Below are 15,490 nucleotides of genomic sequence, written 5' to 3' on the forward strand. Positions count from 1 at the left end.
AGCCAACTGCGTGTATCAGCAGGTGTCTCAGCTGCCGCCGAGTCCGACCTTGTCGTCATCCTTGGATCCACCATCGTCCTTGGATCCTCCGCCGTCGTCTGCAGCGCCGTTGGCCTTCGTCAGGCCAGCTTCTTCACCACAGACCGGCCATGCTCCCGGGCCCTGCTCCTTGAGAGTCTTCTGAGCGACATCGATCTGCTCTGCCTTGCTGGCCTTGTGAGGCATACCCTCACCGCCGAAGGCCTTCCAGGTCTGCTCCGAGAACTGCAGTCCGCCGTAGTAGCCATTGCCGGTGTTGATGTGCCAGTCACCGCCGGACTCGCACTCGGCGACCTTGTCCCAGACGCCTTCCGAGGACTGAGCCCCTGTGGAGGCCTGAGCTGGGCCGCCCATTCCCGTCAGTCCGGCTGCGGCGACCGCGCCGGCTCCTGCAACGAGGGCGACCTTGCGGAGGCTTGTGCTGTAGAGGTTCACTGTCTCATCTCCGTAATACGACTGCATTTCGGTTCTGTAACTCGGTCGTTACCGAGCCGTTATACACCGTAACGGATCTGAGTGCCGGTGTGAACCGAGATCAAGGTCTCTGCACTCCGAATCGACTCACAGAAGTCACAACACGAACTGAGAGACGAGCCCGTCAGGTGAGTGTCACAGAGGTGCTCGACTCCCCCGAGAATCGCCTCAGACTCCCCCGATATCCGGCTCAGGCACCTGAGACGTAGGCCGCCAGGTGCTGTGCGGTCAAGGACGCGTCCGACTCCGAGGCACCGTCTACGAGTTGCTTCGGAGTGCCTTCGAAGACGATGCGGCCACCGTCGTGTCCGGCCCCGGGTCCTAGGTCGATGATCCAGTCGGCGTGGGCCATGACTGCCTGATGATGCTCGATGACGATAACTGTTCTGCCTGCATCCGCGAGACGGTCGAGCATTCCGAGCAGGTTGTCCACGTCGGCGAGGTGCAGGCCCGTTGTCGGTTCGTCGAGGATGATCACCTGTGCGGCATCCGCGGCTTTGGCCGACAGATGTGTGGCGAGCTTGAGACGCTGTCGCTCACCGCCCGATAAGGTCGTCAACGGCTGTCCCAGGCTGAGATATCCGAGTCCCACCTCGGCGAGGTTGGCGATGATCTTACTCACCGCAGGGATACGTGACTCCTCTGCTGCGAAGTATTCGATGGCTGCTGTCACCGGCAGGTCGAGTACCTCACGGATGTTCTTGCCACCGAGCGTGTATTCGAGGACTTCGGCCTGAAATCCCTTGCCGTCGCAGACATCGCAGGGAGCTGACATTCCCGCCATCATTCCGAGATCGGAGTAGATGATCCCGGCACCGTTGCAGACCGGGCAAGCCCCTTCGGAGTTCGCGCTGAAGAGTGCTGGTTTGACCCCGTTGGCCTTCGCGAATGCCTTCCGAATGGGTTCGAGCATGCCGGTGTAGGTGGCCGGGTTGCTCCGACGTGAGCCCTTGATACCCGCCTGATCGATCATGATCACACCATCGCGATGGCGCAGCGATCCTTCGATGAGGGTGCTCTTGCCCGAACCTGCCACGCCGGTGATCGCAGTGATGACTCCGACAGGAACATCAACATCGACGTCACGCAGATTATGGGCCTGTGCTCCCCTGATCTCGAGACGTCCAGTCGGTTCACGGGTTGTCGCCTTCAGCTGCGCACGGTCATTGAGATGTCGACCGGTGAGGGTGTCACTGGTGATGAGGTCGCCGACGGTGCCGGTGAAGCAGACCTCTCCCCCGGCTGTTCCTGCTCCGGGTCCGAGGTCGACGATGTGATCGGCGATTCTGATGGTCTCGGGTTTGTGTTCGACGACGAGGACTGTGTTGCCCTTGTCTCGAAGCGCGATGAGCAGCCCATTCATTGCGTCGATGTCGTGCGGGTGGAGCCCGATCGTGGGTTCGTCGAAGATATAGGTGACATCGGTCAGTGAGGACCCGAGGTGTCGGACCAGCTTGATTCGCTGTGCCTCTCCCCCGGACAGCGACCCGGCCGAACGGTCAAGGGAGAGATATCCGAGGCCGATGTCGACGAAGGCCTGCACATCTGCGATGAGTGATTCCACGAGGTTGCTGACGCCCTCATCGGGGACTTGGGCGAGCCAGTCCAGGAGGTCAGAGACCTGCATTGCGCAGACTTCCGCGATGGACAGACCGACCAGCTTCGATCCTTGTGCCGCCGAGTTCAGGCGTGTGCCGTCACACTCGGGACACTGCGTATAGACGACCGCACGATCGACGAACTCACGCACATGCTTCTGCATCGCGTCGCGGTCCTTTGACAGGAAGGAGCGTCGAATCCGGGGAATGAGTCCGTCGAAGGTCATATTCGTGCCGTTGATGACGATCTTCTCGTCCTCGGCGTAGAGGAGATTGTGCCTCTCCTCCTCGGTGTAGTCGACGATTGCCTTGTCGGGGTCGAAGTATCCCGATTCCGAATAGAACCGCACGCTCCATCCGCCGGGCTTGTAGCCGGGGATCGTGATCGCACCCTCGTTGAGGGACCTCGAGGAGTCGACCACCTCGGCGATGTCGATGTCTGTGGCCGTGCCCATTCCTTCGCAGTGAGGGCACATCCCTCCATTGACGGTGAAGGTACGTCGCTCGACCTGTTTGTCGGCGCCCTTGTCGATCGTCACGGCTCCCTTGCCGCTGATCGTGGCCACATTGAACGAATAGGCCTTGGTCGATCCCAGGTTCGGTTGAGCCAGCCGGGAGAACAGGATGCGCAGCTTCGCGTTGATGTCGCTGACGGTGCCCACCGTCGATCGCGGGTTGGCCCCGATGCGTTCCTGATCGACGATGATGGCGGTGGTCAGGCCCTCCAACACGTCGACTTCGGGTCTGGCCATAGTCGGCATGAAGCCCTGGACGAAGGCGCTGTACGTCTCGTTGATCAGGCGTTGGGACTCGGCTGCGATCGTGGAGAAGACCAGCGACGATTTGCCGGAACCGGAGACTCCGGTGAACACAGAGAGTCGGCGTTTGGGGATGTCGACAGAGATGTCTGCGAGATTGTTCTCCCGAGCTCCCTGCACACGGATGAGCTCATGGTCATCGGCTGGATGCGTCATACCGATCAGCCGCGCTGCTGAACGCGGATCATATTGCCGGCCGGATCCCGCAGAGCGAAGTCCCGGAGACCGTAGGGCTGGTCCATCGGCTCCTGGACGATGTCGGCTCCCCTGCCCTCCACCTCGGCGAAGGCCTCATCGACGTTCGTGCTTGCCAGCACGATCGCGGCGTAGCTGCCCTTGGCCATGAGCGATTCGATGACTGCCCTCTCCTCGTCGCTGATGGTCGGGTCGGTGATCGCTGGGGTGAGCACGATGAGGTATCGGGTTGACCGGCAGGGCCCAAAGTCAGCCACCGCATCTGCCCGGATCCGACATCGAGGCGAACCTCGAAGCCGAGGACGTCACGGTAGAAGGTCAGGGATGCTTCGGCATCGGTGTGAGGCAGGAAGCTGGCGTTGATTGAAATATTCATGATCGTCATCCTAGTGCGCATCACCGGGGTGGAACTTCTCGATTCCTGACCGGTCTGAGCACATTCTTGACGATGATCGTCGGCAGGTCGTGGTCGCCTTCGACGACGCCGGAACGGTAGCGGGAGGGTGAGACCCCGACAAGTTCGCTGAATCGAGTGGAGAACGTGCCCAGCGATGAGAATCCCACAGCGAAGCAGATATCTGTGATCGACAGGTCACCGCGACGAATCAGTGCCATGGAGCGTTCGATGCGCCGGGTCATGAGATAGGAATAGGGCGACTCCCCGTAGGCAGCTTTGAATCCGCGACTGAGGTGCCCGGCCGACATATGCACCCCGGCGGCAAGTTCCTGGACGTTGAGAGGCTGGTCGAATTCTCTGTCGATGCGGTCGCGCACACGCCTCAGGATGGCCAGCTGCTGCACAGACGGCGTGTCGCTGCCTCTCGCGCTCACCCTGTGTGGACTCCCTGTGTCAGCGTCTTCCCGCGGAAGTAGTCGGGGTGCCTGCGGGATTGGATGATCATGATGACCACACCCAGGAGCAGGACGCCGATGCCCAGTACGAAGACCAGTCCGATGCCGAAGACCGAAGAGCCGGAACCATAGTCGGGATCGAGTGAGTCGATCGCGGTGGTCACGAAGATCACCAGCAGGGTCACTCCCCCGACCAGCGGGAAGAGGCACCTGAAGAAGAAGTTCTTCGCCCCGGAGAACAGGGACTGTCGGAAGTACCAGATGCAGGCCAGGCCGGTCACACCGTAGTAGAAGCAGACCATCAGCCCCAAGGCAGTGATCGTGTCCCACAGTGCGTTCTCTGACAGCAGACGCATGACCACATAGAAGATGATTGCGGCCGCGCCGAGGTGATGGTGGCCACGGATGGAGACTTGTACCGGGGCGAGATCTTTCCGTACTTCTTCGGCAGCGCCCCGTAGTGGCCCATGGCCAGGATCGTGCGCGAGGGAGAGACCATCGTCGACTGCAGCGAGGCCAGTGAGCTAGAGAGGACGGCGATCGAGACGAGAACGGCGAAGGGCCCCATCACCGGGCCGGCGAGGACGGCGAAGATGGATTCCTGATTCTCCGGATTCCCCGCGCCCAGCCCCTCGGTGCCGACACCGGCGAACGAGATGACGGCGACGGTGCAGGCCAGGTAGATGATGACGATGGCGATGATCGTGAGCATGGCTGCGCGTCCGGGAGTCTTCTCCGGGTCCTTCGCCTCTTCGTTCATGGTGATGACGGTGTCCCAGCCCCAGAACAGGAAGATGGACAGAGATACTGCCGCTGCGACCGTCGAGAAGTCTCCGGCCTCGGCAGGGTTGAACCAGCCGAGTTCGACCGGTGTGGGGTCGAAGGCGGTGCCGTTGGACACGTGGACGAATGCTGCGATGACGAACCAGCCGAGTGCAAGTACCTGGAAGGCGACGAGCCAGACCTGAATCTTCTCGGTGGCTTCGACTCCGCGGTAGGAGATCCACGCGGCGGCCGCGGTCAGGAGAACTGTGACAGGAATGTTGATCCACAGCACTCGGGTCAGATCGGCGATTCCTGGGTCACCGAAGATCTGCGCCAGCAGCAGGAACAGGAAGTCCACTGCCACTGCGGCCAGGTTCGAGAGCACGAGGATCGTGGCAGAGATCAGGCCCCATCCTCCCATCCAGCCCAGCCAGGGCCCGAAGGCGCGGGTCGCCCAGGTGAAGGTCGTCCCGGAATCGGGCATGGCAGTGTTGAGTTCGCGGTAGCCGAAGACGACGAGCAGCATCGGAACGAATCCGATGAGCAGAATCGCCGGAGTGTGCACACCGACCTGCGAGATCGTCGGTCCCAGCCCCGAGGTCAGGGTGTAGGCGGGCGCGATGCAGGAGATGCCGATGACGGCACCGCCGATGGCACCGATCTTGCCCGCCGACAGCCCCTTGGAGCTCAGACCCGAAGCGGATGTCGCAGACGCGCTTCCGGTCGGGCCCGGTGATGGAGTTGCCGAGGTCATCAGTTCAACCTTTCAGACATGTGCTCAGGTGCCCAAGATCATACGGGCGGTGTCCTGCCCGATCCTGATGGCGCCATCGACGTGCTGGTACCCGTGTGCTGCAATGTCCGAACTTGCGAAGTGGATGGGACCGACTGGGTCGTTCTGGAACCGGCCCCACCGGTGCAGTCCACCGAGGTCGTAGCTGGTCGCATACGCTCCACGGGTCCATTCCTCGGAGCCGAAGTCCGACAGGTAGAAGACGTCAGGCTCCAGGGCACGTGGACCGAGGAAGTCTGCCAGGCATTCGACGATGCGCTGCTTGCGGGTGTCCTCGTCGAGGGCGAACATCGCATCGGCGTTGACGTCTGAGATGAATCCGACGAGAGTCCCCTGCTCTTCACCGTGATTGGTGTTGTCATAGACCTCCTGAACCAGCTGGCCGGCACCGAATCCGGTTCCGCACAGGCCGTCTTCACGCCAGAACGGTGTCGGATAGGTGGCATGGACCTTGATCACCAGACCCATCGACTGGTGCTGGTGGAAGACCTGCTGGAGTCGGGGCAGATGCGGGGAGTAGCTGATGCGTGAGTACAGGTTCGGCGGGACGGCCACAATGGCACGATCGGCCGACACGGTCATCGCATCGGTGCCGACGCTCACCGCATCCTCCGTCCACTCAATGGTGCGCACGGGGCTATTGAGGTGGACGACGCCTTCACCGAGCTCGCTGGCCATCTGCTCGGAGACCGACTGCATTCCACCCACGACGCGGCGGTCGAGAATGAAATGATCATCGACGAGGTGGGTGAATGATCCCGCCGAGGCGGCCATGAGTATCGCCTGCAGTGCGGAGAATGCGGTGGCCGGCTTCGTCAGCATTCCGCCCGCGATGAACATGCCGATGTTCGCGCACGCGGTCTCATCGTCTGATTGTTGGCGCAGCCAATGGTGGAACGACACCGAATCGAGTTCGGCAGCATCCTCGGCTTCCCACGGAGCTGTCGGTCCGATGCGGGCGGCGAGCTCGTCCAACTGCGCGATCAGCCGTTCCATCTCCGCTTGGGTCGACTCCCCCACTGGGAACATGTCGCCGCTGTAGACGGAACGTGTGCCGTCCGGTGCGATGTAGACGCTGTCGCCTTCTCGGTAGCGCTGGTACGTCTCCTTGCCCAGCTCCTCGACGAGTTCGAGGAGTGCCGTCTGGTCAGGTGAGATCCACTGACCACCGATTTCGTACATCTGACCGTCGATGTGATCTGTCCACGTCCGACCGCCCACACGATCTCGTGCCTCGAGGACCACAACGTCCTTACCTGCTGCCTGCAGCGTCCGGGCCGCACTCAGGCCGGTCGGGCCAGCTCCGACGATGACCACATCGCATGTTCGATCCGACATCCTGCACTCCTTCGAAAGTTCCACTTATGTGATCAGAGTAACCAGGGAACCAGGGCCTGCCAAGGCGAGTTCGGGTCCGGTCGGACCGGTGCGGAATCGGTTTCAGCGATACTCGCGGGCGTCCGCGCCCAAGTCGGCCTCCTTGGCTGCCATGAAGCTCCAGGAATCGGGTCGAGAACCATCGATATCGTCGATCGCGTAGATATCTGCGAGTTCCCGCGTGCTCAATGTGCGTGTGTTGAACCGGTGCCGTTGCGCGTCCGAGGCCACTGCGACGACAGTTCGCCCCAACAGGTGTCGGGTCTCCGAAATCGCGAAATCCGCAGGCGGCAGTTCACGCTCGGTATCCAGAGAGTCTCGCAGCCAAGTCTGCTCACTCGTGTCGAAGAGGTCGAGCATCATCTCCGATCTCAGCCAGCCTGGGGTGATCGCCAACGCGGTGCACTCGGAGTCGCTGAGCTCGTGGCCGAGTCCGAACGCCAGCCTGCTCACCGCCGTCTTCGTCAGGTCGAGATAGATGGACTCCCGGTAGTGGGCAGCATTGAACTCGGAGGTTCCGTCGGTGATCTCGATGTGCAGTCCCCCTGGGGTGCGTGTCAGCAGAGGGAGTGCAGCGTGGGCTGTGTGCAGGTGCGTGAGCAGGCCCGCGTTCACCAACCTCATGCCCGAGTCGAAGTCCGTGTCCCAGAACTTCTCGCCCCAGGAGACGTAGGCCTCTCCCCCGATGTCGTTGACGACAACGTCAAGCCGACCGTGCTGCTCATCGATGCGGCGCACTACCTCGTGGATCATCTCCGGTTTCAGGTGATCGCAGACGAGCGCCTGGGCGTGGCCGCCGTCTGCTTCGATGAGTTGGGCTGTGCCCTCGATCGTCTCGCTGCGACCGTAGTCGGATGGCTGCGCCGAGGTGGATCGTCCTGTGCAGTACACGAACGCTCCCGCCCGGGCCAGATTCCTGGCGATGGCGCGTCCGGCACCCCGGGTTGCGCCGGCGACGAGAGCGACTCGGCCCTTAAGCGGACGCTGGACGAAGGGAGGAAATTCTGGTTCTGCTGGTGCCTGGGATGAGGTCATGATGACAGCATCTCGTGCGATCACTGACACCTCATGTCAGTGATGAAGACTATTCTTGATGAGCATGAAGGCAGCACGGCTGGTGTCGGAGATCGTCATCCTCAGCGCGAGGAGCGTACCGATCACTGCCGCGAATCTGGCCGAGCGGCTCGAGGTCACCGAACGGACGGTCTATCGCGATCTCGGCGACCTGTCTCGGATGGGTGTGCCCGTGGTGACAGAGGCCGGCCCAGGTGGGTGCATCAGCCTGCTGGGAACCTGGACGTCTCCGCTGTCGGGCATGACCCGTGATGAGCTTGATTCAGTGCTCATCGGAGGTGCCGCAGCAGCCGATCTCGGGTTCGCACGGGAGTTGGCGACGGCGCGGGAGAAGATCCTGTCCGAGACGGAATCCGTCTTCTCATCGAACGTCCTCGTCGACGGGCCCGACTGGTTCATGACACATGAGCGTCCCGAGGCGCTCTCGGTCATCGTCACGGCTCTGCGTTCGCACCGCGGACTGCAGTTTCGGTATGCAGCCCGTACGGGATCACGACTTCGCACTGCCATTCCGCTGGGACTCGTCGTCAAGGCCGGTCGCTGGTACCTCATCGCACAGCCTCCCGGAGGCAGACCCCGAACCTACCGGGTCTCCCGGATGACTGCGATCGCACTGCGCTACGTCGCGGTTTCACGGCCGGTGGAATTCCACCTCGGCGACTATTGGTCGCGGTCTCAGGTCGAATTCGACCGCACCGTCAGGTCGACGACGGTGAGACTGCGGTTCCCAGCCACAGCCTCGACGATCTGCGCCGGGCAGTTCCGGGTCGAGTCACCGAGGAGGCAATCGAGGCAGGATCCATCACCGCCGACGACTATGTCATCGACCTTCCGATGGAGCCCGTGGACGTCGCTGTCTCCCAGCTGATCACGGTGCCCGGAGTCGAGGTCATATCACCTGGAGAACTCCGACTGGCGCTGCATGAACGGGCCCGTCAAGCGGCCGCGTGCAATGGTCCCTGACGTCGCTCAGCGACGCCAGGGACGGTCACTGGACTTCGTATTTGCCGTTGATCTGCCCGGCACCGACTCCGCCGACTGCTTCCATGGCGGCCTTGGACAGGTCGATGCAGCGGCTGCCGTGGTAGGGACCACGGTCATTGATGCGCACGGTCACGGATTTTCCGTTGGCGGTATTGGTGATCTTGACCTGCGACCCGAAGGGCAGCGTCTTATGCGCAGCGGTCAGCTTGTTGGTGTCGAAGATCTCCCCGTTGGCCGTCGGCCGGCCATCGAATCCATCGCCTCCGCCGTAGTACGACATCGGGCAGGTACCGGACTCGCCAGCGGACTCACCGGACTTCGAGGGTTCGTCATTGGTATCAGGAGCGGGCTTCTTCGTGTCTGTGCCGCCTGCGGTGCCGCCCGTGGTCGCGTCCGTGCTCGCAGCCTCGTCGGACGCGGTCTCCGACGGGGTCGGGCTCGGTGTCTCGACCTTGGACTTGAGGGAGATCTCGGCTGGCTTCTCTTTGGCCTGCTTCTTCGCTTTGGCCAGGAACTCATCTGGGGATTGGGTCGCCTCGGCTGCGGCGACGACAGGAGATTCGGCGACGACCTGCTGGTCACCGCCGGCGCTGCCGGGCACCATCGCCAGGCTGGATGCGACGACCGCTGCTGTTGCGGCGGTGGGAACGATGAATGCGGAGAGCACTGGACGTGCACGCACCGAGGCCAGCACTCCCCCAGCGGTGTTCGCAGATGCCTGGGTCCCCTGCGGCGAATGCCGTCCGGACTTCTTCGGTGCCTTGAACGCAGAGAAGAGCGATCCCGTCGATTTCGAACGGGGTGAAGAGTGTTTACCCACAGTCAGTCCTTGTATAGATGTGCCGGTGTCCTTCGCAAACATGGGTCTCAGTGATCGAGCAAGGCTCAACACTGACTCCAAGTTATCGGATCGTTACCTGAACACAGTCTAATTAAGAAACTGTTACAAAAGCAATGCGGCACGCTAAAAAGCGTGCCGCATCAATGGTTATCGGGTCACTCGGACTTGCGGTTGACCAGCCTGCGGACGGTATCGGCGCCGGTGGTCACACCTTCCTGGGCCTTGTCGAAGACTCGCTCGACCTTGCCGCTTCGCACGGCATCGTCGATCGCGTGGGAGACATTGCCCAGCGCCTTCTTCACGTTCGTCTCGGTGGTCTCGATGAGACGGTTGCCAGAGGTGGCTTCACGAGCGTTCTTCACACCGCTGCTGGCCGCACCGTAGGCTCTGGTGGCTGCCGAACGCACCCTTTCGGTCGGGGTCCGCTTGGTGGAGTCAATGACGTAGTCAGGTTCAATCGGATCTTGTGTTCGGCTCATGTCTCCATAGTTGTCGACCCTGCTCGTCAGGTCAACAGCAACATAGGATTGGACCATGAATTCTCAGGCAGAGATCATCGCCCACAGAGGCGGGCAGTGGCCCGGTATGAGTGAGAACACCCTCGAGGCGTTCGCGTCCGCGCATCAGGCCGGCGTGCGGTGGATGGAGACCGATGTCCATGCGTCTGCCGACGGAGTCGTGTTCGCCGCCCATGATGCCGATCTGGATCGCATCGCAGGTCGCCCCCACCGCATCCGCGATCTCAAGGCCGCCGAACTCGATTCCATCGAACTCATCGCAGGCGGGCATCTGCCTCGCCTGACCACGCTTCTGGAGGAGCTTCCGGACCTCGCCTGGAACATCGATGTCAAAGCCGCCCACTCCATTGCACCGATGATCCGCACCATCCGCAGCCGCGAGGCCGGAGAGAGGATCCGGCTTGCCTCGTTCTCCTCGTCGACTCTGCGCCGACTGCGCGAGGCCCTGCCCGGGGTCCGTACTTCGGCCGGAGTGTTCGAGTCTGCCCTGTTTGCCTTAGGCGCCCTGCCAGGAGTCGCGGGTTCCGGCCTGACTCAGCTGCCGGCCGGTCTCGATGCGCTGCAGGTACCGATGTCGTTCAAGGGCCTCCGTGTCATCAGCGAGGACTTCGTCTCGCGCGCTCACCGCTCGGGCCTGCAGATCCATGTGTGGACCATCAATGACGTCGCCGAGATGCGCACCCTCCTCGACCTCGGCGTCGATGGGATCGTCACGGATGATGTCCTGCTGGGGCTGCGCGAGATCGCGGCGTGGACCTGAGTGCTGGGAATAGGCGTAGACGGTAGACTGTTCCTTCGTATGAGACGTCTGCAGTCGAGTCGGAAGGTGAGAGAGATATGAGCGAACGCAGTCTCCGCGGTACACAGTTGGGCTCACGCAGCCTGGAAACGGAAGAGGGCGTCGAACCGGCACCTCGCCAGATGGTCGAATTCGAGTGCGAGGACGGAACCAAGTTCAAGGTTCCCTTCTCGATCGAAGCCGAAGTGCCCTCCACCTGGGACTCAGGCATCCACGGCATCGGCACTCGTGTCGGCGTGAATGAACCCGATGGGGAGCCGGGCAAGCATGTGCGGTCCCACTGGGACATGTTGCTTGAGCGCCGCTCCTTCGACGAACTTCAGGTTCTGCTCGATGAGCGACTCGCCGTTCGTCGCGGAGAGGTGCCAGCACAGGCCTGAGCGCCTCTGTACTGAGTCACACGAACGCATCCGAGCGTAAAGGGCGGGGTGCAGGTCATCGGACCTGCACCCCGCCCTTCATCGTCCCGAAACTCATTGTCCCGAAACTGCCGGGAATCACCTCACGCAGTTCGACTGCGTGTTGTCAGACGCTCAAGCAGGCCCCGAGCCTGACGTCGGCGCCGGGTCAGTCCCCATCCGGCGACCTTGGTGAATGCCTCGGAGATGATCGATCCGCTCATCTTCGACTCCCCCAGCTCGCGTTCGACGAAGACGATGGGGACCTCGGCCACGCGGAATCCGGCTTCGACGGTGCGGTAGGTCATGTCGATCTGGAAGCAGTAGCCCTGAGACTGCACCTCGGAGAGATCGAGGTTCTGCAGTACTTCTCGCGAATACGCACGGAACCCTGCTGTCGCGTCTTTGACGCCGAGGCCCATGACCGCGTTGACGTAGATATTGGCTCCGCGGGAGAGGAAGAAGCGTGAGCGTGGCCAATCCACGATCGCCCCGCCGCGAACCCAGCGTGAGCCGATGACGAGGTCGGCGTGCCCGGCCTGAGCGACGGCCAGCAGCTGCCCGAGGTCAAGGGGGCGGTGGGATCCGTCGGCGTCGAATTCGCAGATGATCTCGTAGTCGCGTTCCAGCGCCCATTCGAACCCGGCGATGTAGGCCATTCCCAAACCGGACTTCTCACTGCGGTGCAGGACGTGCAGGCGTGGGTCGGTTCGCGCCTGTTCATCTACCCATTCGCCGGTGCCGTCAGGTGAACCGTCGTCGACGACGAGAACATCGACGTCGGGCTGGTTCTCAAACAGCCCCGACAGCGTCACGGGCAGAGCGAGTCGTTCGTTGTAGGTCGGAATGACGACCAGAGTCTTAGAAACCACGGCCACTACGATACGCGTCGCGGCAGAGAAAATATGAGCCGACACCCTCGCCTTCGGACCACGTTGAGCAACGAGTTATCTAATGACGGGGGTGCCGGCTCCATCCCAGCTGCTGTGGAATGTCAACAACGAATCTAGTGGCTCTCAGCGTCTTTGCAAAATCGCTCTGACCTGGGGTTATGTTCAAATCTCCAGGTCAGACGCAAGACAGAATGAAGAAAATAGATCTTCCTCGGCGTGTCGTCTTGCCTTCGATGAGTCGTGACTCGACTCACACAAGCGGCTGCTTCTAGACGTCCTCGCCGAGCGGAATGCGGGTCGGCAGTGCAACGTCAGAGGAAAGCTCCGGCAGTCCGGGAGTACCCGAGCGGGGGTCTGTGCTCCACGCCGCCACACGTGCGTCTGCAACCTGAACGACGAGTCGTTCCACCTGCCACCGCACGAAATCCGCATCCGCGCCCGGGGCAAGGACTCCCCCATCGGGATTGCCGGCGGCGCGGTGAGCGAATCGGGTGGCCGCGTTGAATGCTGCGCGTGCACCGATTCCGTTCTCCCCGACGACTGCCGAGCGCATCGTCGCCCACGGGGAATCCTGTGAGTCGGTCCACGACACCTGAGCACCTGCCGAGAGCAGCTGCGCCAGAGGTTGGGGCTGTGCCGGATCGAGAGTGATCGCGATGCCGGAGTAGCCCAAAGGAGTGACGAACTCCTCTTCGACACTGAAATCCAACAGCAGGCGATAGCCGTTGCGCTGGGCCAGTGCTGCCTGTCCGCGCACGCGGTCAAGGACCTCGCCCAGGCGCTGGTTCGACTCGACCTGGATGTACAGCGCGGTCTCGGGCATCTCGTCGAGGCCGAGGAAGTCGCCCGCGGCGATGCTCGCCCGGCCCTCGACCTGGTCGGCGCTGCCAGCGTCGTCGGACCCGATCTCGGGGTAGGCGACGATCCGCAGGCCCTTCGGTGCGCGAGCCTGGAAATCCTCCACATCCTCGGCGCTGCCAAGGATGTGCGCGTGCGTGTATCCGGATTCGACGAGTCGATTCCCATCGGGACCACCGCCACCCAGAACCAGTCCTGCATGGACGAAGCCTGGGGTCAGGAAATCCCCGTCGAGGTTGATCGCATCGGGGTCCGCTGCAAGCGCAGCTTCGTCGGAGCCGATGAACGAGACCTTTCCGTCCTTCGAGCCCAGGGCAGTCGCAAACGGGTCGACGCTGCTGTAAACATCTCCACCAAAGTACATAGTCACAGCCGACAGGTTACACCTCTGCTGTGGGCGACGTTGCACTCGCGTCAGGGGTGTCGGGTATCGTCATCGAGTGTGAAGCCCTTGGTTCTGATTGACACGCCTGCCCTGTACTACCGTGCCTTCTATTCGGTTCCCGACTCGATCGTCAACGACGAAGGTCAGCCGGTCAATGCCGTGCGCGGCGTTCTCGATGCGATTGCGCAGATGATCCGTCGCTTCGACTCCCCTCGAGTCGTGGCGACCATGGACGCCGACTGGCGCCCGGCATTCCGCACCGCGATCATGCCCGAGTACAAGGCCGCCCGAGTCAAGGACGCCGAGGCAGGCACGGAGATCCCACCCGAATTGGACGCGCAGCTGCCGATCATGACCGATGTCCTCCGTGCCGCAGGCATCCCCATCGCCGAGGTTGACGGCACCGAAGCCGACGACGTGATCGCGACCATGGCCGCCCAGTCGCAGACACCCGTGGTCATCGTCTCCCCCGACCGTGATCTGCTTGCCCTCATCGATGCTGCCTCCGATGTGAGCGTGCTGCGTCCCCGCAAGGGCGGAGAGTGGGAGGCCATCTCCCAGGCCGACCTGCCCGAGGCCTACGGAGTCCCCGATGGCACCAGGTACCGTGAGCTCGCCGCGATGCGCGGAGACCCCTCGGACGGATTGCCGGGAGCACCGGGGATCGGAGAGAAGACCGCAGCGACGCTGCTGGCGAACTTCGGTTCCCTCGAATCGATCATCAAGGCAGCCAAGGCCGGGGTGAAGACCGGAGGTCTCAGCCCCAAACGAGCCGCCACCCTCATCGAGGAAGAGGAGACGCTGCATAAGACCATCGAGGTCATGCGCTGTCTGACCGATGTCGCCCATGGGCTCGATCTCGAATCGGTCCCCGGCGAATGCGATCGTACTGCGGTTGAGGCTGCGGCCCACGGCCAGAACATTCGTCGTTCTGTCGACAACCTCATCGCCGCACTCGGCGATGCCGGCCGAGGCAACGACCAGAGCGGAACCACACAGCCGGCGCCGTGCCTACCAGCACGACAGCCGCAGGGGCAGGGTCCGGGCCCGCATCAGGATCCGCAGCCGCCTCAGTCTCTCCTGCGAAGTCTCGCGCCTCGCAGAGTCCGGGATCGGTCTCGGCCGAGGCCTGGTCACAGTCGCGACTCGTCGGCTTCGACCTCGAGACGACCGGCGTCGACCCGGCGACTGCACGCATCGTGACTGCGGCCTTCGTCGAATCCGCCGACAACGCCCGGACCTGGCTGGCCGATCCCGGAGTCGAGATTCCCGAACCGCCCGGGCCGTTCATGGAATCACCACCGAGTTCGCCCAAGCCAACGGAGCACCGGTCGCCGAGGTGGTTGCCGAGCTCTGCACGGTCCTCGCCGATCTCAAAGCGGAAGGTGCCGTGGTCGTGGGCCACAACATCGTCTACGACCTCAGCGTCATGTCCGCCGAGGTCAAACGCCACCAGCCCCACATCGGTCTCGCGGCCCTGCTGCCGACGATCGTCGACACCTTCGTCCTCGACAAGAAGGTCGAGCAGTTCCGCCGCGGCAAGAGGACCCTGACCGAGACAGCCAAGCGGTGGAAGGTTTCTCTGCTCGATGCCCATGATGCCGCTGCAGACGCGCTGGCCGCCCTGGACATTTCCCGAGCGTTGGCACAGAGCTCGGAGGAAATTGCCCAGCTCACCCGGGACGAAATCATGGCCGCACAAGGCGAATGGAAACGCGATCAGGCCGCTGACCTGCAATCTTGGCTGCGTAGAAAAGGCAACGCCGAAGCCGTCGTCGATGGCTCCTGGCCCATGGCCTGAACGATAGAATCAACTGCGACCATCACTC

General features: G+C 62.6%; 14 protein-coding genes and 2 pseudogenes. 5 read left to right on the forward strand and 11 right to left on the reverse strand.

The window, feature by feature from the left end:
• Positions 1-27: 27 nt before the first annotated feature.
• From PGC08_RS10310 to PGC08_RS10340, 7 genes and pseudogenes are all read right to left on the reverse strand, one after another.
• On the reverse strand, positions 28-474 hold the full coding sequence (locus PGC08_RS10310) for a transglycosylase family protein (RefSeq protein WP_269465928.1): 447 nt from the start codon (positions 472-474) through the stop codon (positions 28-30).
• A 229-nt stretch (positions 475-703) separates the two neighbouring features.
• Positions 704-3,085 carry an excinuclease ABC subunit UvrA gene (locus PGC08_RS10315; protein ID WP_271708387.1) on the reverse strand — a complete coding sequence of 794 codons (2,382 nt, stop codon included), beginning with the start codon at positions 3,083-3,085 and terminating at the stop codon, positions 704-706.
• Between the two features lie 5 nt (positions 3,086-3,090).
• Positions 3,091-3,509, reverse strand: a pseudogene (locus PGC08_RS10320) (VOC family protein).
• Between the two features lie 11 nt (positions 3,510-3,520).
• A complete protein-coding gene (locus PGC08_RS10325) occupies positions 3,521-3,955 on the reverse strand; it encodes a helix-turn-helix transcriptional regulator (protein WP_009884899.1) in 435 nt (144 codons plus the stop codon).
• Positions 3,952-5,495: pseudogene (locus PGC08_RS10330) on the reverse strand (APC family permease). The gene PGC08_RS10325 and the pseudogene PGC08_RS10330 overlap by 4 nt, the downstream one beginning before the upstream one ends.
• 24 nt (positions 5,496-5,519) lie before the next feature.
• The gene (locus PGC08_RS10335) at positions 5,520-6,872 is read right to left on the reverse strand and encodes a flavin monoamine oxidase family protein (RefSeq protein ID WP_096160721.1); all 1,353 of its coding nucleotides are present in this window, start codon (positions 6,870-6,872) and stop codon (positions 5,520-5,522) included.
• A 102-nt stretch (positions 6,873-6,974) separates the two neighbouring features.
• Entirely contained in the window at positions 6,975-7,946 is a 972-nt protein-coding gene (locus PGC08_RS10340) for an SDR family oxidoreductase (protein ID WP_271708389.1), read from the reverse strand.
• Between the two features lie 58 nt (positions 7,947-8,004).
• Here PGC08_RS10340 and PGC08_RS10345 point away from each other — a divergent pair, with 58 nt between their 5' ends.
• Complete coding sequence (locus PGC08_RS10345) at positions 8,005-8,853, forward strand: helix-turn-helix transcriptional regulator (protein ID WP_271708390.1); 849 nt, start codon at positions 8,005-8,007, stop codon at positions 8,851-8,853.
• A gap of 120 nt (positions 8,854-8,973) precedes the next feature.
• On the opposite strand, the gene PGC08_RS10350 is transcribed toward PGC08_RS10345, so the two are convergent.
• Positions 8,974-9,789 (reverse strand): septal ring lytic transglycosylase RlpA family protein, encoded by an 816-nt coding sequence (locus tag PGC08_RS10350; RefSeq protein ID WP_096158734.1) that lies wholly within the window; start codon positions 9,787-9,789, stop codon positions 8,974-8,976.
• A gap of 176 nt (positions 9,790-9,965) precedes the next feature.
• The gene (locus PGC08_RS10355) at positions 9,966-10,289 is read right to left on the reverse strand and encodes a hypothetical protein (RefSeq protein WP_226823530.1); all 324 of its coding nucleotides are present in this window, start codon (positions 10,287-10,289) and stop codon (positions 9,966-9,968) included.
• A gap of 55 nt (positions 10,290-10,344) precedes the next feature.
• Here PGC08_RS10355 and PGC08_RS10360 point away from each other — a divergent pair, with 55 nt between their 5' ends.
• Positions 10,345-11,088: a glycerophosphodiester phosphodiesterase family protein gene (locus PGC08_RS10360; RefSeq protein WP_271708391.1), complete on the forward strand. Its 744-nt coding sequence runs from the start codon at positions 10,345-10,347 to the stop codon at positions 11,086-11,088.
• Between the two features lie 77 nt (positions 11,089-11,165).
• Entirely contained in the window at positions 11,166-11,507 is a 342-nt protein-coding gene (locus tag PGC08_RS10365; protein WP_029417638.1) for an RNA polymerase-binding protein RbpA, read from the forward strand.
• A gap of 122 nt (positions 11,508-11,629) precedes the next feature.
• On the opposite strand, the gene PGC08_RS10370 is transcribed toward PGC08_RS10365, so the two are convergent.
• Both PGC08_RS10370 and PGC08_RS10375 read right to left on the reverse strand, forming a co-directional pair.
• On the reverse strand, positions 11,630-12,403 hold the full coding sequence (locus PGC08_RS10370) for a polyprenol monophosphomannose synthase (protein WP_009881280.1): 774 nt from the start codon (positions 12,401-12,403) through the stop codon (positions 11,630-11,632).
• A 283-nt stretch (positions 12,404-12,686) separates the two neighbouring features.
• Positions 12,687-13,640: a metal-dependent hydrolase gene (locus tag PGC08_RS10375; protein ID WP_271708392.1), complete on the reverse strand. Its 954-nt coding sequence runs from the start codon at positions 13,638-13,640 to the stop codon at positions 12,687-12,689.
• An 87-nt stretch (positions 13,641-13,727) separates the two neighbouring features.
• On the opposite strand from PGC08_RS10375, the gene PGC08_RS10380 reads away from it, so the two are divergent.
• A complete protein-coding gene (locus PGC08_RS10380) occupies positions 13,728-14,864 on the forward strand; it encodes a 5'-3' exonuclease (protein WP_271708393.1) in 1,137 nt (378 codons plus the stop codon).
• A gap of 91 nt (positions 14,865-14,955) precedes the next feature.
• The gene (locus tag PGC08_RS10385) at positions 14,956-15,462 is read left to right on the forward strand and encodes an exonuclease domain-containing protein (protein ID WP_271710064.1); all 507 of its coding nucleotides are present in this window, start codon (positions 14,956-14,958) and stop codon (positions 15,460-15,462) included.
• The last annotated feature ends 28 nt before the right edge of the window (positions 15,463-15,490 follow it).

The sequence above is a fragment of the Brevibacterium sp. BDJS002 genome, from assembly GCF_028201555.1.
Classification (GTDB): Bacteria; Actinomycetota; Actinomycetes; order Actinomycetales; family Brevibacteriaceae; genus Brevibacterium; species Brevibacterium aurantiacum.